Here is an 18,073-nt window from a genome sequence, read left to right on the forward strand (position 1 = left end):
CGGTCGGATGAGAATCCGGCCGGTTTTGCATTTTTATAACAATTAAAAACGGATATTTTTCAGGCACCTAATAAACCCTACCCTTATTCAATATGTTGCCTTGCCTTGTTTGTCGGGCTAAGAATCCGGATATGGGAGTATAAGGTGTATCGATTTTTACACTTCCTGGTGTATGGCGAACGACCGGGGAACCGGCAAGGCAGGGTAAAACAATGAACAAGAATGTTATCGATCTCGACGATCAGATGCTCGCCGATTTCCGTGATGAGGCGAACGACATCGTCAACAGCATCGGCGTGCATCTTCAGAATGCGCGCAGCAAGGCCGATCCGGCGATCCTGACATCGATCCAGCGCGAAATTTTCAACCTTCGATACAAGGGCAAGTCGGTTAACGCGCCGCTGGTCAATCTGACCAGCCACCGTCTTGCAGATTATGTCACGACATGCCGCGAGCTGACCGAGGACGCGATTGCCGATATTCAGGCCTTTATCGACAAGATCGAGGGGCTGCTGGATGGTGACATGTCCGGTGGCGGTGCCGATTCAGCCGAATTCGTGCGCGAACTGCCGTCCAAACGTGCCCCTGACATTGATCCGAACTGGCTTAAAAAGACCAATGTCGAAGCCCTTCTGGTCATTCCGCAACGTTCCATGTCAGCCATTGTCGAACGCGAACTGGCGGCTTGCGGTTATCGCTGTTCGGTCACGCAAAGCTCGTTTGAGGCGATTGAACTTGCCGTGCGCACCCGCCCGGATTTCATCATCGTTGCCAAAACCATTGATGAGCTTGGCGGTGTTGACGTTGCCAGTGCGTTGCAGGCCATGCCGAAAACCCGCAGCATTCCGACCGCGGTTCTGACATCGGACGCCCCGAACCACCCGTCCCTTCAGGACCTGCCATGCCGAACCGCGATCATCCGTAAAGGCCCGGCCTTTGGCGAAGATCTGGCCGAAGCACTGGCGCGCTTCAACATTACCTGAGACATCATCGATATATCCGGGTTTGACAGGGCGGCCGTGATTTTTCCGGTCGCCCTTTTTCGTACCATCACCACGCCGGGATTGACCCGTTATCCTGCACATGGCACAGAATGCCGGTAATCCTTCATGTTCCGGAAAAGCCTCATGTCCCGCCTGACCCTTGCCGAAGCAGCCAAACGCGCCCTTCTGACGGCGGATGCCACGGAAAAAGCCGATGTCACCGCCGAAATGGCGGCGATGTGGCGCAATGGCGAGATTACCGAGGTGGGTTCAACCGATCTTCCAGATCGCCCCGGACGCCCGGCAAAACCGGAACTGCTGCCGCCCAACAAAATGCCCAAACGCAAAAAAGGCAGCGTTCAGGGCCGCATCGGGCTTCTGCATGCACTGGCCCATATCGAACTTAATGCCATCGATCTGGCGTGGGATCTTTGCGTGCGGTTTCCCGAAGCCGACATGCCCAAGCATTTTCACGATGCCTGGGTTCAGGTTGCCGACGACGAAGCCCGTCATTTCAAGATGATCAACAAACGTCTGGGTGAAATGGATGCGGCCTATGGCGATTTGCCTGCCCATGATGGCCTGTGGCAAACATCGATGGACACGGCCTATGACATTCTGCCGCGTCTGGCGGTCGTTCCGATGGTGTTCGAGGCACGCGGCCTTGATGCCACCCCGCCGACCATCGAACGGTTGCTGTCGCATGGGGATACCGAAAGTGCGCGCATCCTTAAAATCATCGCCCATGATGAAATCGCCCATGTTGCGGCGGGGCGTAAATATTATGAATATGTCTGCGATCAGCGCGGCCTGCCCTATTACACGACATGGCATGACATGCTGCGCAAACATTTTCGCGGGCCGCTTAAACCGCCCTTTAACGACGAAGCCCGATACGAAGCCGGAATGCCGCCCGATTATTATCAGGACTATGTTCTGGAACTGCCGGGCGAGGATGAATAGGGGCAGGGCCGATGCGGTTTTTATCCCGTTCCTTGATACATCGCAAAGTTTAGAACCATATTATCCTATACCCTTCCTGCGCGCTTAATGCATGCCCGCTACCGGTGGGCATAAAATCATTCCGCAAGGAGGATATGAGCATGCCTGCTACCATGAAGGCCGCCGTTGTGCGGGAATTCGGCAAGCCATTGTCGATTGAGGAAGTCACCGTCCCCAAAGTCACGCCCGGCAAAATTCTTGTAAAGATCACGGCATCCGGCGTTTGCCATACCGATCTTCACGCTGCCGAAGGCGACTGGCCGGTCAAGCCGAACCCGCCCTTTATCCCCGGCCATGAAGGTGTGGGCATCGTTGCAGAAGTTGGCGAAGGCGTCACATCGGTCAAGGAAGGCGACCGGGTTGGTGTGCCGTGGCTGCATTCGGCCTGCGGGCATTGCCATCATTGCATTACCGGTTGGGAAACACTTTGCGGCGAACAGCTTAATACCGGTTATTCGGTCAATGGCGGTTTTGCCGAATATGTTCTTGCCGATCCGAACTATGTCGGCCACCTGCCCGATCCGCTTGAATTTGGCAATGCCGCACCGGTGCTTTGCGCCGGGGTCACGGTTTACAAGGGGCTTAAGGAAACCGAATGCAAACCGGGTGAAACCGTTGTCATTTCCGGTGTCGGCGGGCTTGGTCACATGGCCGTGCAATATGCCAAGGCGATGGGCATGAAGGTGATCGCGGTTGATATCAGCCCGGAAAAACTGAAACTTGCCAAGGACCTTGGCGCTGATTGGGTTCTGAATGCCAAGGAAACCGACGTGGTTGCCGAAGTGCAAAAACAGATGGGCGGTGCGAACGGGGTTCTGGTAACTGCCGTTTCCAAATCCGCCTTTGCGCAAGGTGTTGGCATGCTGGGCCGTCATGGCACCATGGCATTGTGCGGCCTGCCGCCCGGCAAGTTCGAGCTTGATATCTTTGATACCGTGCTGTCGCGCAAAACCATTCGCGGCTCCATCGTCGGCACGCGTGCCGACCTTCAGGAAGCATTGGAATTTGCGGGCGATGGCAAGGTGCATTCGCACTTCACCACCGAACCGATGGAAAACATCAATTCGATCTTTGATCGCATGCGGGCCGGAACCATTGATGGCCGTATCGTGATGTCGATCTGATCAACCCGATTTATCGCTGAAATAGCCAAAGGGCCGCCCTGAAAAGACGGCCCTTTGGCATTTGACCACATTTATTTCAAATCCTGCCCGCTTAGCGGATCTTCGCTGTAATAACGCACCGGCACCGCATCGCCAACGATGTTGCCCACCCGCCTAATCCAAGCGGCAAGCCCATCGTAAGGCACCATATCCAGATCGGCTTCATGCGCCAGATGCGTGTAGGCATAAACGGCGATATCCGCGACGGAATAGCGCGAATTTGCAAGAAAATCCTGATCACTTAAGTGACGGTCAAGCATCGCCAGCACATTTTTGGCGCTAGCACGTCGGTTTGGTAGCTGTGCATGATTGGCGTCATTTTTTCCCGTCAAATTCCAGTATCGTAAGCTTGCGATAGTTGCCTGGACATAGTCAGCTTCGAAAAACAGCCACTGGCAGACCTTGGCGCGCTCAAAGGCGTCCGAGGGCAAATAATCCGTTCCATCCGCCAGATAAAGCAGGATGGCATTGGATTCAGCAATAAAGCGCCCATCATCAAGTTCAAGCACCGGCACCGCCCCCGCCGGGTTCATTTTATAGAACGCATCGGTATGGCTTTCACCGGCAAAAATCGAAACCCATTGTGTTTGGTATTCACGGCTCAGATGGGCGCAAAGCTGTCGTATCTTCCACGCATTTTGTGATCCGGCGTAATCATAAAGCTTCATCAGATGAGACCTTTCAGGCAAAGAAATAGCGTTCCGGCACATGGACCGCCGGTCGTTACTCAGGAAAATTCAGGATTATCGGGGATCAGGCGGCTTTTCGGGCCATCCTCGCCTCGTGATCAAGCAGCCAGCGTTTGCGATCAAGCCCGCCGGCATAGCCGGTCAAAGTCCCGTCCGATCCGATCACCCGATGGCAGGGCACAATGATCGAAACCGGGTTAAGTGCATTGGCACGTGCCACCGCGCGGACCGCTTTGGGGTTGCCAAGGATATCGGCCTGCCCGGCATAGGATCGGCTTTCACCGCTGGGTATGGCGATCAGGGCATCCCAAGCCGATTTCTGAAAATCGGTGCCGATCATCCGGACATCATGCATCGGCAAGGGCATGAGACGACCGGCAAAATAACTGTCCAGCCAGTCCGTGACCGATTTGGGCGCAGTGCCGCCTTCGTGCCAATCGAGATTTTTGAAACGTCGGGTCTGGATGGTGTGCAGGCGGTCATCGTTGTTTTCAAAATCCAGATGCACCAGTTTGCCATCCACCATCGCAAGGCTGAGTTTGCCAATCGGGCTTTGATAGCGGGCAATGTCGATGCGGGTTGTCATGGTCATTTCCCTTTCCTTGGAGGCTGGGGCTTTGGCTTTGGCGCATGTTCCTGTTCAAGTGCCGACCACAGATATTGCGCGGCATAGGCACGCCACGGACGCCAGCGTTCGGCATGCTGTTCCAATGGTTTGGGCTTTGCTGGTCCCCCACCGATTTCAGATGCCTTCAGGATGCCAAGATCAGCCGCCGGGAAGGCATCCGGGTCGCCAAGCCCGCGCAGGCCGAAATAATTCAACGTCCACGGGCCGATCCCCTTGGTCGCGGTCATTGCCGCCAGGATGTCATCGCCCGATTGTCGGTCACATTGCGGATCGGCAAACAGATCGATGATATCGGCAAGTGTCTGGGCGCGGCGGGTCGTAAGCCCGATTGATATCAAATCCTGTTGTTGCAGCGTGGCGGGTTTCGGAAACAGATGGGTGATGCCGGTTCCGGCGATCAGGTTTTCAGGCAAAACCTGGCCAAAGCGGGCCACCAGTCGCCCGGCCAAGGTACGGGCGGCGGCAACCGAAACCTGTTGACCCAGTACCGCCCGGATCGCCAGTTCGAACCGGTCCCAGCATCCGGGCACACGCAAGCCCGGGCGTTTATCGACCAAGGGACGTAGCAATTCATCATCGGCAAACAGCGCCGTGATTGAGGGCACATCGGCATCCAGATCAAACAACCGCCGCACCCGGCCCCCGATTTCAAGCACGGCGTCACGCGCCGGACCGCGCAGGATGACGTCCACCCCGCCCTGATCGCTCGCAAACCGGCAAATCATCAGACCGACGGCATCATGGATGCGAAAGCCGCGGGCATAGGTGCGGTCGCCCACCGCCTCCAGCCCCGGAATGGCGCGTGCCCGGAAGAATGTCAGAAGGTAGTCGGCATCAAAGGGTTGGCGGGCGCGCAGGCGCAGGATCAGATCGTCGCTTTTGGGCGCGAAGGGATCATTATCGTTTTTGTCTGACACGGGTTCGGCCTTTATGCCGCGCCGGAACGCGGTCGGTGCGTGGCCATAGGCGGTTTTCATGGCGTCATTGAACCGGCGCAAACTGCCAAACCCGGCAATGTCGGCAATTTCCGTCATTGACAGGTTGCTGTCGACAATCAGTTGCCGGGCACGCAGCAGACGCCTTGCCTTGGCATGGTCTTGCGGGGTGACGCCGGTATGTTCCTTGAAGATACGGCGCAGATGACGGTCCCCGACGCCAAGCCGGTCGGCAAGCTGTTCGACCGATCCGGTTTCAAGGGCGCCTTCTTCGATCAGCCTTACCGCACGGGCAACGGTGGCGTGAACCCCGGCACTGGCCGGTGATCCGGGGGCGGCTTCGGGGCGGCAGCGCAGGCACGGGCGGAACCCGTGGGCAATTGCCGCCTCGGCACTGGGATAAAATTGCACATTCACGCGCTTTGGCGTGACGGCCGGGCATATCGGACGGCAGAAAATCCCGGTGGTCAGAACGGCGGTGTAAAACCGACCGTCAAACCGGCGATCCCGGGCCTTTAATGCGTGATAGCAGATATCATCATTGAGCTGTTCCATGCCCGGCAGCTTAGCAGATCGCGCAGATAAAACTCGCCAGATTCGGACTCAAACGTGAAAGGGCCGGATCACGCCGGCAATCTCAGTTCAGCGGAATATCGTTTGCGCCCTTGCCGTCCTGATACTGATCGGAGAGCGCGTCATATTGCGCGGCAATCGATTTTGCCTTTTCAAGCCACGCTGCACGGTCGGCTTCGGGCAGTTCGGCAATCATACCCATCATGGAATGACTTTGCCAGAATGCGTTGGATTTGTTGTATTCCCCGGCATCAAGGGTGAAGACTTCCTTGAGGATTTTAAGGTCATGGGGGATTTCAAACGCGTCGCGGGAATCCTCGTGGCTGAAGAAATAATAGAAATTATCAAACCCGGCCCAGGTGATCGCCGACAGGCACATCGAACAGGGTTCGTGCGTTGACAGGAAAATAAGATCCGACGTTGCAGGGCGCGCATCGGCAGGCATTTCGTAAAACCGTTTCAGGCAATGGACCTCGCCATGCCAAAGCGGGTTTTCGGTTTCATTGTTGGTTTCGGCCAGCACCAGCGAATGATCGGATTTGCGCAACAGGGCCGCCCCGAAAATCTTGTTACCGGCGGCGACACCCATGCGGGTTTTGGGCAGGATGTCATTTTCAAGTGTGGCAAACAGGGTGGCAAGAAGGGCGTTTCTGTCGTCGCGTGGCATAAGGGCGGTTCCCGATGAAATGTTTGATGCTTTTTGATGGCTTCCATTTCATCGTCAATGAACCGCCCTGCCAACAGAATTTATTGCAGGTTTTGTGACCGGACGGGAGAAACACTATGTGCGGCATATTGATAGCGGCAGGAACCGGATGGTTTCCTAACCACGCAGGATGCCATCATTGATGTCTTCGTAACGCTGATCGGCGGGAACAGGGCGATAGAAATCCGGGTCCAGCAAGGTCGTAACCGCGATAAGCGTCGGCGATTTTCGATCCCGAACCTTGGTGATCAGGGCATGATCAACCGGTCTCATTTCGCGGATTTTGATGACCTCGAAAATGGGACCATTCGGGGTGGCAAGTTTGAACTGGTCGCCAACAGCGACCTGGCCATGGGACTGACGCGGCATTTTTGGACTTCACCTGACTGATAGACGTTTACTCAAGATGCAAAACCCGCCGAGGCCCTATTTTTCAAAGACTTGGCCCTTTCGTTTTTCAACGGATTTTGCTTATCGGCAACACACTGCCACACATATCAGGCGAGACTATGACAGAAGCGGGATTTTTACGGGCAATCGGCGACCCTTTTGCATAAAAACACCCCGCCAGTTTCCTGTGCGGGGTGTTTTGTTTAGCAATCCGGTTCGGATCAATCGATGTCTTCGACTTCACCGGCAGAGCCGGTGACCTTGGCGGCCAGGGCGGCGGCCATGAAGGCATCAAGATCGCCGTTCAGAACGCCCTGGGTGTCGGATGTTTCGACACCGGTGCGCAGGTCCTTGATCATCTGATAGGGCTGCAACACGTAGGAGCGGATCTGATGGCCCCAGCCGATATCGGATTTGGTATCCTCAAGCGCCTGGGCTTCGGCTTCGCGTTTCTGAAGTTCGGCCTCGTACAGGCGGGCTTTGAGCATCTTCATCGCGGTATCGCGGTTTTTGTGCTGTGAACGGTCGTTCTGGCACTGGGCGACGATACCGGTCGGAATATGCGTGATACGCACCGCCGAGTCCGTTCTGTTAACGTGCTGACCACCGGCACCCGATGCGCGGTAGGTATCAATCCGAAGGTCCTTGTCGAGCACCTCGATATTGATGTCGTCATCAATCACCGGATAGACCCAACAGGACGAGAAGCTGGTATGGCGGCGCGCGGCACTGTCATAGGGCGAAATACGCACCAGACGATGCACACCGACCTCGTTTTTAAGCCAGCCATAGGCATTATGACCGGTGACTTTATAGGTCACAGATTTGATGCCGGCTTCCTCGCCATCGCTTTCTTCGAGCATTTCAAGCTTGTAGCCCTTGGACTCCGCCCAGCGCACATACATGCGCGCCAGCATGCTGGCCCAGTCCTGTGCCTCGGTCCCGCCGGCACCGGCGTGGATTTCGAGATAGGCGTCATTGGCATCCGCCTCGCCCGAAAGCAGGCTTTCAAGTTCGCGCTTGGCGGCGATTTCGCGGATATCGCGCAGGCCCTGCTCGGCCTCGGCAACGGTTTCGTCATCACCTTCGGCTTCGCCAAGTTCGATCAGACCGATATTGTCTTCGAGTTCCTGGGCAAGGGCCTTGTAACCATTGATGGCATCGTCAAGCCGGGTACGTTCCTGCATGACTTTCTGCGCGTTTTCCGGCTTGTCCCACAATGTGGGATCTTCGGCCAGCGCGTTCAGTTCGTCGAGGCGTCTAAGAGCGTTATCCCAGTCAAAGATGCCTCCTCAGCAGTGCCATCGACTGCTTGATTTCATCGACCAATGCCTGTGCTTCGGCGCGCATTGATGTCTCCGTTATTCATATGAAATTCTGTAAGGCCGCGAAGGATCGCAGCAACTTCGGCGGCGCTTATAGCAGTTTTTGCCCCGATTGAAACCCCCGCGGGGACGCACGGCAGGCATGGAAAAACCCGGCACATCAAATGCGCCGGGTTTAAAGGGGGTATTGCGTGGGTTAGCTGTAAACCGGATCAAGCGTCACGGTATAGAGTTCTTCGTCCGCCACATCACGAAGCGACACGCGGAACTGTTCGTTTTCGGCGTCGATATCGACAAGGCCAAAGAATTGCAGGCCAAAGGATGGCGGCAGATTAACGCCCTGTTCCTCAGTTGGATGTTTGGTATACATCACCTGCGGACCGAATGTATTATCCATGTCATTCGGGCCAAACGTTCCGGCATGCAGCGGGCCGGAAACGAACTCCCAGAACGGATCGAAATCCTGGAACCGGGCCTTGTTCGGGTCATAGTAGTGGGCGGCGGTATAATGCACATCCGCTGTCAGCCAGACGGTGTTGAGAATGCGGGCCGATTTGATGAAACGCAGCAATTCAACAATTTCAAGTTCGCGCCCGGCCGGTGCACCATCACCATTGGCCAGATTTTCAAAGGTGCTTTTGTTTTTCCAGTCATCATAGACAATCATGCCAATTGGCATATCCGCAGCAATAACTTTCCAGGTTGCCTTGGAATTCAGCAGGCTGCGTTTAAGCCATTCGATCTGCTCCCGGCCAAGGAAGGTTGTCTTGTCATTGGGTTCCGGGCTGTTATTGGCATCGTTCGCAGCGCGGTAGGTACGCATATCAAGGAAGAATATCTCAAGCGACGGACCATAGGACACCTTGCGATATACCCGCCCCGGTTCGCTTGCATGTTCGGTGATTGGCAGCATTTCACGAAATGCCCGGTTGGCACGTGCGGCCAATAGGGATACCGATTTTTCGCTGTAACGATCATCCCCGGTCAGCATTTCACCGGGATACCAGTTGTTGGTCACTTCGTGGTCGTCCCACTGGTAATAGACCGGGATCAGGCGGTTGAATTCGCGGACATTCTTATCAAGCATGTTGTATTTGTAATTGCCGCGAAACTCGGCAAGGGTTTCGGCGACCTTGCCGGTATCCTCGGTCGTGATGTTTTTCCAGATATCACCATCGGGCATTTTTGCCTGTTCGGCAAACGGGCCATCGGCATAGATGGTATCGCCGGAATGGATGAAGAAATCCGGGTTGTGTTTTGTGATCGTGGCATAGGTTTTCATGCCGCCGCGATCCTCGTCAATGCCCCAGCCCTGCCCGGCCGTATCGCCCGACCAGCCAAACCGGATATTGCGTTTTGCCGCCGGTGCGGTGCGGAAATGACCGATCACCGGTTCGGACGATGCCCGTCCATCATCAAGATTTTCGAAATGGATTTTATAAAACACGTCCTGCCCGGCTGGCAGATCATTCAGGGCAAGCTTGCCGGCAAAATCACGTTCCGGCAGAACATCGACATGCGGAATTCTGACGGATCGTGAAAAGTTTTCCGTTGTGGCAATTTCGGTAATCATCCGTGACGCACGATCCGCACGGCCCCAGATACAAGCGGAATTGGCGGTGACGTCACCACTTTGCACCCCATGGGTGATCATTGGACGATCTGCCGCACGCGAAATGGACGGCATGAAAAATCCACCCATCGCCGATGCCGCACCGGCCGTGGCGGTTACAGAGGCGGTCGTGGTCAGGAATTTTCGGCGGGAAAGACGAAAAGACATTGAAAGAACCCCTTCAAAATTTGAAGTAACACCTTGAAGAGTATGACAAATTCAAATGACAGGACCGTTGCGGCCTCTTGATGGTTTTATCAACATTTGATGACACTGGCGCGCGCAATACGACGTTTGCAGCCCCGCCTCGTTTTCAAATGAAAAAGACCGGATGCGATTGCATCCGGCCCCTTAAACATTCCCGCAAAAGCGCGGCAAAGATCAGTAAATACCACCCGGGCTTGAAACGCCGCCGGTATTGCCTTCGGCACCGACACCGCTGTAACCGGCATCGCCACCATCAATGACGTTGTCATTCGATGACGGAATGGTGCCGGGTTTGAAAGCTTCCCAGATCACATTCTGATCCCCTGGACGGGCCGGAAGGCCGGAACGGGCTTCAACGCGGACCATGCGAATGCCCGGCGGTGTACGGAATGGCACGGCCTTTGTGCCCTTTAATGCATCGCCCATGAACTGCTTGAAGATCGGGGCGGCGGCACTGGCCCCCTGCTCCTGATCGCCAAGCGAGCGGTTATCGTCAAAGCCGACATAAACACCAACCGCAAGATCGGGCGAGAAGCCGACAAACCATGCATCGCGGCTATCGTTCGTGGTACCGGTTTTACCCGCCAGCGGATAACCGAGTTCGCGAATGCGACGACCGGTTCCGCGTTCAACCACACCTTCAAGCATCGATACCATCTGGAACGCGCTTGCCGGGTCGGTAAGCTGTTCACGGGTATCGGGCAGTTCAGGGGGCATCTGATTGCGGAAATCGACATCCTGACATTCCGCACACTGGCGTTCGTCACGACGATAGATCACTTCACCGCGACGGTTCTGAATGCGGTCAATCAGGGTCGGGGTGATTTTCTTGCCGCCATTGACAAATTCCGCATAGGCCGCCGTCATGCGCATGACGGTGGTTTCCGCCGCACCAAGCGCCATCGAAAGAACCTGTGGCATATCATCGACAACACCGAAACGTTGCGCGTAATCGGCAACCTTGTCCATGCCGATTGTCTGCGCCAGACGTACCGTCATCAGGTTACGCGACAGTTCGATCCCCAGACGCATGGTCGAAGGACCATAGAACTTGCCGCTATAGTTGCCCGGCTTCCATTTACCAAGCCCTGGCCCCTGATCAATCACGAATGGCGCATCAAGCACCAGGGTCGACGGGGTAAAGCCCTGATCAAGGGCGGCCAGGTAAACAAACGGCTTGAAGGCAGAACCGGGCTGACGACGGGCCTGGGTCGCGCGGTTGAATTTCGACATGTCATGCGAAAAACCGCCCGACATTGCCAAAACACGCCCGGTATGCGGGTCCATCGCGACAAGCGCCCCATTGACCGCAGGAATCTGGCGCAGGCCATAGGTATTGGGCGGCAGTTCTTCGCCATCAAGTTCCGCAAAATGCCGCACATAGATCACATCACCCGGCGACAGAACATCTGATGGGCTGTTGACCGCAGCACCAAGCTTCTGGCCTTCTTTCCACGGACGCGCCCATGTCAGGAAGCGAAGCGGAATGCGGCCCTGCTTGCCCGACAGAAGGCCAAGGGTTGCTTCTTCGGCACTGACACGCAGAACAACGGCCTTGTCCCATGGCAAATCATTGGGTGTTTCGACTTCGCGCAGTTTCTGCTGCCAGTCATCGGCCAGATCGATATTGGTGATCGGACCGCGCCAGCCATGACGACGGTCGTATTCCACAAGCCCTTCGATCAGCGCCTGATCGGCAATGGTCTGCAGGCGCGGATCAACCGTCGAGCGGACCGACAGCCCGCCATCATAAAGCATGTTTTCGCCGTAACGGTCGACCAGCTGGCGGCGGACTTCCTCGGCGAAGAAATCAGCACGATAGGTATCGACAGACTGGCGTTCCTTGGCAATCAGCGGGCTTGCCCACGCGTTCTGGGCTTCGGCCTCGGTGATGAATTTTTCTTCGAGCATCCGGCCAATCACCCAGTTACGGCGCGCTTTGGCTTCGTCATGATTGCGGACCGGATGATAATTCGACGGTGCCTTTGGCAGGGCGGCAAGATAGGCCGCTTCCTCGATATTGATTTCATCAAGAGATTTATCGAAGTAACGCAAGGCTGCGGCGGCAACACCATAGCTGCCATTGCCGAGGTAAATTTCGTTCAGATACAGTTCAAGGATATGTTCCTTGGAAAAGGCACGCTCGATCCGGAAGGAAAGAATTGCTTCCTTGACCTTGCGTTCATAGGAAACTTCGCTGGTCAGAAGGAAGTTTTTGGCAACCTGCTGGGTGATGGTCGATGCACCGACCGGACGCTTACCCGTGCCCATATTGACAACGTTGGTCACGGCTGCGCGCAGCACGGATGCGAAATCAATGCCCGGATGGCTGAAAAAGTTTTTATCCTCGGCCGCGACAAACGCATCGACAACAACATGCGGGATCGAGGTGATCGGCACGAAAACACGTTTTTCACGCGCATATTCGGCGATCAATGCCCCGTCACTGGCATGGACGCGTGTCATGACTTCGGGTTCGTAGTTTTCAAGCTGGGTGTAATCGGGCAAGTCCTGACCGAAATGCCAGAAGATCGCCAGAACGCCGATCCCGCCAGCAATTGCCATCAGGAAAAGCACACCGAAAATACTTAGTAAAATACGCATAAACAGGTCTTTATCATTTTGCTGTTTTGGCCTGATCCGGTTTGGCGCGCACCAAAGCGCACATTTCGGAGAATTGCAATCAGCCTTATCATAGCGGCAAAAAAGTGACGGCGTTGTGACACTGCGCACGGCCACCGTATTTTCTGTTCCGACCGGGCAAAGATTATAGCCCTACCGCCCCATCAAAGCGAGAGTCGGAAATTCCATTGCACGGAAAAGTTATGCAAATTGCCAATATGCTTTTCGAAATCCGGGGACGAAGCCGTTGAACCCGGCCTAGAATTTATGTTTTTCGAAATAGATATCGATGGCACGCAGTATAGCTTCGGCGACCTTGCGCCGATGTGCCGGGCTTTGCAACAGCTTGGCATCCGTCGCGTTCGATAAATAGCCCATTTCAAACAGGGCTGAGGGGATATCAGGGGCCTTGAGCACGGCAAAGCCCGCGAACCGATGGGTCCGGCGTTGCAGTTCGATGCTTTTGCCCAGTTCGGTGACCATATTGGCCGCAAGGGTCGCCGACAGGTTCATGGTTTCGCGCTGTGCCAGATCGATCAGGATGCTTTGCACCAGCGAATTTTCTTCCGACAGGTCAATACCGGCAATCACGTCGGCCTTGTTTTCCTTTGACGCCAGTGCGGCGGCTTCTTTGTCCGATGCGTTTTCAGACAGGGTATAGACCGATGCACCGCGATGCTTGGAATTGCCAATCGAGTCTGCGTGCAGCGAAATAAACAGATCGGCCCCGTTTTTACGCGCGATTTCGGTTCGCTGGCGCAATTTCAGGAACACGTCCTTGTCGCGTGTCAGAAGCACGCGATACCGACCGGAATCGGTCAGAACCTTTTCAACTTCGCGGGCGGCGGCAAGTGTCAGGTCCTTTTCATAGACCCCGCCAACCCCGATTGCGCCGGGATCAACCCCGCCGTGACCGGCATCAATCGCAATCAGCGGCTTTTCCGAACCACCACGACCGGACTCAACCGCGACATCGGCACTTTGTTCGGTGGCACTGGTGTCGTTGCGGCTGCGTGCGGAATAGGCGACCATGCTTTCGCGTGATGCCGCCATAAAGGCATCACGCTTGGCGGGCGACAGATCAACGACAAGACGATGGGGCTTGCCATCGGATGCAGGCAGCGTGAAGATTTTTGAAACAAGTGCCGGTTCGGCAACGTCAAGAACCACACGGAAGGTGCCCGGTTTGAACAGGCCGTAACGCAATCCCGAAATCAGGCCCCCGCCCGACGTTACCTTGCCCGGGGGGGCGGTCCATTCGATTTCGGGCATGTCGATGATGACGCGATATGGATCGGGCAGCAGAAAGTAGCTGAACTCGACACTGCGATCGAGATCAATGACAAAGCGGGTATAGTCGGGATAAACGCCAAGGCGCGCGCCAAGAACCTTGGTTTCCTGCGCATTTGCCGTGGCAGAACCGCCGACACAGATCATCATCGCCAGAAAAAGCGACAAACAGAGTGCAGCAACAATCCGGGCCGGTTTTTGCCCGACCAAGAACAGCGTTTCTGCCGTCGCATTCACCTGCGAACCCGTTTGAACTGATACCATCGTCCTGCTGCGTTTATCCTGAGAATGCGGAGTAATTTTAGACTGGTTGCCTGCGTTTATAACAATGCGTTGGTTAACGGGCAATTGACTGCCCGTGAAACACGCGACGCGAACAACATTCTTCGTTTTGATGTCCATTACATTAATGTAAACGGTAAAAACATTGCAGGATCATGGATTTGGCAGATGGCATCCGTGATTGGCGCAATCGGGCGAAAAACTTCGCGATTTTGAATTCAACCACAACAAAGTCATCGGACAACGTAACAAAACTGTTTGTCGCGGGACTTCAAAAGGGATATGTTGCACCCGAGATTCCTATGCCTTGCGGTGTGAACCTTATTAATCCGCCAGGCTGAGGACGCGACGAGGCCAGTTCTCGGGTCGGTGTCTCGGTGACGCGGCAATTCCCGCTCCCGATAGAGCCCTCCCATTCAAGGCTGTCTTGGCGCGCTCGAGATTACGCAACCAATTTTTGTTTCAACACCAAAACCAGGTCCGAACCGGAAGAGCAGCCGAAACGCGATGAACCAGATATATACAGGACATATCGCGACCTTTATGGACGGCGCCTCCGGATACGCCGGTTTATTTGCATACCAGCGCAACATCGCTTTACGCAGGAAACTGGCGGGACCTTTAGGAACAGGTTCCGAATGGTCAAACGCATGCTCATCGATGCAACGCACACGGAAGAAAGCCGTGTCGTTGTTATTAATGGAAATCGCCTAGAAGAATACGACGTCGAAACTTCGACCAAGAAGCAGATAAAAGGAAATATCTATCTCGCGAAAGTGACGCGTGTAGAACCGTCCCTGCAGGCGGCCTTCGTCGATTACGGCGGAAACCGCCATGGTTTCCTCGCCTTTAGCGAAATTCATTCCGACTATTACCAGATCCCGGTCGCAGATCGCGAAGCCCTTTCGCGTAGTCACAGTGACGTCAAGGATGCCGACATCGTCGAAGACAATATCGGCGACGCATCCGAGGGTAACGATACCCCGAAAAAAGAAAAGAAACCGGCCCGCACCCGCAATCGCCGCAAACCGCGTGCGAAAGCATCGGACGAAACCGCGGTTGAAACCGATGCAGAAGCACCGGCAACCGACGAAAACGCCGATAGTGCGGAAACTGTTGCGGCCGACGCACCGCAGGAAAATGACGCTGCGGCAAGTGATGATGCGAACGATGAAGACGCAAAACCGCGCCGTCGTCGCCCCCGCAACCGTCGCAAGAAATCCGACGAGGTCGAGGCATCTGGTGATGGCACCGCCGACGCATCGTCGAACGATGGTGATGATACCGATGGTTCGGGCGGCGGAAATGCAGCCATGTCAGCAGAAATTGCCGAACTGACCGTCGATATCGAAACAGAGCCGGCCGGTGCCGCCGAAGAAGAAGACATTGATGATCTGGGCGGCGATGACGGGGATGAATTCTCCGACAGCCATCGCCCGCAGATGCAGAAGCGCTACAAGATTCAGGAAGTGATCAAGCGCCGCCAGATCCTGCTTGTGCAGGTGGTCAAGGAAGAACGCGGTAACAAGGGTGCTGCGCTTTCGACCTTCCTGTCGCTGGCGGGTCGTTATTGCGTTCTGATGCCAAATACCCCGCGCGGTGGCGGCATTTCGCGCAAGATCACCAATGCACAGGATCGCAAGCGCCTGAAATCCATTCTGGCCGAACTGGAAATTCCGGATGGCATGGCCGTTATCGTGCGTACCGCAGGTTCGGAACGCACCAAGGCCGAAATTAAACGCGACTTCGATTATCTGATGCGTTTGTGGGATCGTATTCGCGAAACCACCCTTCAGAGCCAGGCACCGTGCCTGATTTATGAAGAAGCTGATCTGATCAAACGGTCCATCCGTGACCTTTATGCACGCGATGTTGACGAAGTTCTGGTCGAAGGTGACGAAGGTTACCGGATCGCCAAAGACTTCATGAAGATGCTGATGCCGTCGCATGCAAAGCGCGTGCAGCCTTACAAAGATCAGGGTGTTCCGCTGTTCCACCGCTTCCAGGTGGAAAGCCAGCTTGATGCGATGCTCAATCCGGTCGTGCAGCTTAAATCGGGTGGCTATATCGTCATCAACCCGACCGAGGCACTGGTCGCGATTGACGTGAACTCGGGCCGTTCGACCCGTGAACGCAACATCGAAGAAACCGCATACAAGACCAACCTTGAAGCCGCCGAAGAACTCGCACGTCAGTTGCGCCTGCGCGATCTGGCCGGTTTGATTGTGGTCGATTTCATCGACATGGAAGACCACCGCAACCAGGGGGCGGTTGAACGCAAGCTTAAAGAAGCCATGCGCAATGACCGGGCCCGCCTTCAGATCGGCCGTATCAGCCCATTCGGCTTGCTTGAAATGTCGCGCCAACGCCTGCGCCCGTCGCTTGTTGAAAGCGCGTTCGAGGTTTGCGCACATTGCCGCGGTGTCGGCCTTGTCCGTTCGATCGAAAGTGCCGCCCTTCACCTTCTGCGTGTGCTTGAAGAAGAAGGCATGCGTCGTCGTTCCGGCGCGCTTACCGTTCATGTTGCAAGCGAAGTCGCGCTTTATATCCTGAACCGCAAACGTGACACGCTGGCCGAAATCGAACAGCGTTACGGCTTCACCGTGATGATCTTTGGCGATGACAGCCTGATTTCGCCAGATCACCGGATTGAACGGTCACGTGCGAAAAAGGGTGACGAAGAAGAAGCCCTGCCGGTTCTGAACACCGACAGCGTATCTTTGACCGCGATTGAAAGCCCGGTTGAACCGGACGAAGACGAAGAAGAAGAAGACGTTGCAGAGGTACGTGATACCCGTGATCAGCGCGACGACGATGATCACGGCAATAAACGCCGCCGTCGCCGTCGCCGCCGTCGTGGCCGCAATGATGAACGTGATGACCGTGATGATCAGCACGAAGCCGATGCATCAGATGATGCGGCCGGTTCGTCGGATCGCGGTGATCAGGACGATAACGAAGATGACGACGACGACGAAGCACAGCGTAAACGCCGCCGTCGCGGCAAACGTGGTGGACGCCGTCGTTCACGCCGTCAGGAATTTGAAAACGCGCCGCGTGTCAAATCGCCTGCCGATGATGCACAGGCAACTGCCCTTCGTCGGGATCGTGATCACAGCGCGCCGGAAGGCCAGGTCGAGGATCGGGTTATTGATGCCGACAGCGAAGGTCAGGATGCCGACAGCTTCGATCAGGAAGGTGTCCGTGTCGGCCGTGAGCGCAGCGCAACCGCCCCGGCCCCGGCACGGCCGCGCCGCGAACGTCGTGATCGCAATGACAATCGCCGCAACAGGCGGGATCGCAATGACCGGGGTGATGTGAAAAACATCCCGATCCAGAGCGGCCCGGCCCCCGAGACTGCGGAAGAAATCGCCAAGGAAACCGTTTCGGCACCAGCACAGAGCCCAGCCGAAACACCCGTAGCAAGCCCAGCGGAAATCGTGGCGGAAAAACCGGCAAGCCCGGCCCCTGCCCCCGCAGCAGCACCGGCAGCGGAGAAATCGGAACCGAAGGCAGAGCCGAAAAAACCGGCACCAAAAGCCGAAAAGGCACCGGAACCGGTGGCGAGTGAACCCGCTTCTGCCGAACCGGCAAAAGACGAAAAACCCAAGTCGAAGAAACGCGGCTGGTGGAGCCTTGGTCGTTAAGATCAGGACCCGATAAAAT

Annotated in this window: 13 protein-coding genes; 4 read left to right on the top strand and 9 right to left on the bottom strand. The window is 55.7% G+C overall.

Annotated elements, in window-relative coordinates; translation table 11 throughout:
- Positions 1-212 precede the first annotated feature (212 nt).
- The 3 genes from IT971_RS12565 (at position 213) to adhP (ending at position 3,109) form a co-directional block, all read left to right on the top strand.
- Complete coding sequence (locus IT971_RS12565) at positions 213-983, top strand: hypothetical protein (RefSeq protein WP_007090268.1); 771 nt, start codon at positions 213-215, stop codon at positions 981-983.
- A gap of 144 nt (positions 984-1,127) precedes the next feature.
- Positions 1,128-1,946 carry a ferritin-like domain-containing protein gene (locus IT971_RS12570; RefSeq protein ID WP_007090269.1) on the top strand — a complete coding sequence of 273 codons (819 nt, stop codon included), beginning with the start codon at positions 1,128-1,130 and terminating at the stop codon, positions 1,944-1,946.
- Between the two features lie 140 nt (positions 1,947-2,086).
- The gene (gene adhP, locus IT971_RS12575) at positions 2,087-3,109 is read left to right on the top strand and encodes an alcohol dehydrogenase AdhP (RefSeq protein ID WP_007090270.1); all 1,023 of its coding nucleotides are present in this window, start codon (positions 2,087-2,089) and stop codon (positions 3,107-3,109) included.
- A gap of 71 nt (positions 3,110-3,180) precedes the next feature.
- Here the strand turns inward: adhP and IT971_RS12580 are convergent, their stop codons facing one another.
- The 9 genes from IT971_RS12580 to IT971_RS12620 all read right to left on the bottom strand — a co-directional run bounded on the left by IT971_RS12580 (position 3,181) and on the right by IT971_RS12620 (position 14,389).
- Entirely contained in the window at positions 3,181-3,816 is a 636-nt protein-coding gene (locus IT971_RS12580) for a glutathione S-transferase family protein (protein ID WP_196871063.1), read from the bottom strand.
- A gap of 85 nt (positions 3,817-3,901) precedes the next feature.
- Positions 3,902-4,429, bottom strand: coding sequence for a methylated-DNA--[protein]-cysteine S-methyltransferase (locus IT971_RS12585; protein ID WP_063095773.1), 528 nt, complete (start codon positions 4,427-4,429; stop codon positions 3,902-3,904).
- Positions 4,426-5,955, bottom strand: a complete 1,530-nt coding sequence (locus IT971_RS12590; protein ID WP_063095771.1) for a DNA-3-methyladenine glycosylase 2 family protein — start codon at positions 5,953-5,955, stop codon at positions 4,426-4,428. The genes IT971_RS12585 and IT971_RS12590 overlap by 4 nt, the downstream gene beginning before the upstream one ends.
- An 82-nt stretch (positions 5,956-6,037) precedes the next feature.
- Positions 6,038-6,640, bottom strand: coding sequence for a nucleoside deaminase (locus IT971_RS12595; protein ID WP_063095769.1), 603 nt, complete (start codon positions 6,638-6,640; stop codon positions 6,038-6,040).
- A gap of 156 nt (positions 6,641-6,796) precedes the next feature.
- Positions 6,797-7,048 carry a hypothetical protein gene (locus tag IT971_RS12600; protein WP_007090275.1) on the bottom strand — a complete coding sequence of 84 codons (252 nt, stop codon included), beginning with the start codon at positions 7,046-7,048 and terminating at the stop codon, positions 6,797-6,799.
- A 242-nt stretch (positions 7,049-7,290) separates the two neighbouring features.
- Positions 7,291-8,419 (bottom strand): peptide chain release factor 2 gene (prfB, locus tag IT971_RS12605; RefSeq protein ID WP_110252639.1). Its coding sequence is split into 2 segments (ribosomal slippage): positions 7,291-8,349 and positions 8,351-8,419, totalling 1,128 coding nucleotides; the frame shifts between segments, so codons are not numbered across the junction.
- 171 nt (positions 8,420-8,590) lie between these two features.
- A complete protein-coding gene (locus IT971_RS12610) occupies positions 8,591-10,174 on the bottom strand; it encodes an alkaline phosphatase (RefSeq protein WP_063095765.1) in 1,584 nt (527 codons plus the stop codon).
- Between the two features lie 213 nt (positions 10,175-10,387).
- On the bottom strand, positions 10,388-12,817 hold the full coding sequence (locus tag IT971_RS12615) for a penicillin-binding protein 1A (protein WP_063095889.1): 2,430 nt from the start codon (positions 12,815-12,817) through the stop codon (positions 10,388-10,390).
- 276 nt (positions 12,818-13,093) lie between these two features.
- Positions 13,094-14,389, bottom strand: a complete 1,296-nt coding sequence (locus tag IT971_RS12620; RefSeq protein ID WP_007090279.1) for an N-acetylmuramoyl-L-alanine amidase — start codon at positions 14,387-14,389, stop codon at positions 13,094-13,096.
- Positions 14,390-15,045: 656 nt separating this feature from the next.
- Here IT971_RS12620 and IT971_RS12625 point away from each other — a divergent pair.
- Entirely contained in the window at positions 15,046-18,054 is a 3,009-nt protein-coding gene (locus IT971_RS12625; RefSeq protein WP_063095761.1) for a ribonuclease E/G, read from the top strand.
- Positions 18,055-18,073 lie beyond the last annotated feature (19 nt).

The organism is Thalassospira sp. B30-1 (assembly GCF_015767575.1).
Lineage (GTDB): Bacteria > Pseudomonadota > Alphaproteobacteria > Rhodospirillales > Thalassospiraceae > Thalassospira > Thalassospira xiamenensis.

Bases quoted from the DNA above. Each gene is read 5' to 3' on its own strand.
- IT971_RS12620 (WP_007090279.1), bottom strand. From the start codon at position 14,389: ATGGTATCAGTTCAAACGGGTTCGCAGGTGAATGCGACGGCAGAAACG.
- IT971_RS12615 (WP_063095889.1), bottom strand. From the start codon at position 12,817: ATGCGTATTTTACTAAGTATTTTCGGTGTGCTTTTCCTGATGGCAATT.
- IT971_RS12570 (WP_007090269.1), top strand. From the start codon at position 1,128: ATGTCCCGCCTGACCCTTGCCGAAGCAGCCAAACGCGCCCTTCTGACG.
- IT971_RS12580 (WP_196871063.1), bottom strand. From the start codon at position 3,816: ATGAAGCTTTATGATTACGCCGGATCACAAAATGCGTGGAAGATACGA.
- adhP (WP_007090270.1), top strand. From the start codon at position 2,087: ATGCCTGCTACCATGAAGGCCGCCGTTGTGCGGGAATTCGGCAAGCCA.
- IT971_RS12610 (WP_063095765.1), bottom strand. From the start codon at position 10,174: ATGTCTTTTCGTCTTTCCCGCCGAAAATTCCTGACCACGACCGCCTCT.
- IT971_RS12625 (WP_063095761.1), top strand. From the start codon at position 15,046: ATGGTCAAACGCATGCTCATCGATGCAACGCACACGGAAGAAAGCCGT.
- IT971_RS12565 (WP_007090268.1), top strand. From the start codon at position 213: ATGAACAAGAATGTTATCGATCTCGACGATCAGATGCTCGCCGATTTC.
- IT971_RS12595 (WP_063095769.1), bottom strand. From the start codon at position 6,640: ATGCCACGCGACGACAGAAACGCCCTTCTTGCCACCCTGTTTGCCACA.
- IT971_RS12585 (WP_063095773.1), bottom strand. From the start codon at position 4,429: ATGACCATGACAACCCGCATCGACATTGCCCGCTATCAAAGCCCGATT.
- IT971_RS12590 (WP_063095771.1), bottom strand. From the start codon at position 5,955: ATGGAACAGCTCAATGATGATATCTGCTATCACGCATTAAAGGCCCGG.
- IT971_RS12600 (WP_007090275.1), bottom strand. From the start codon at position 7,048: ATGCCGCGTCAGTCCCATGGCCAGGTCGCTGTTGGCGACCAGTTCAAA.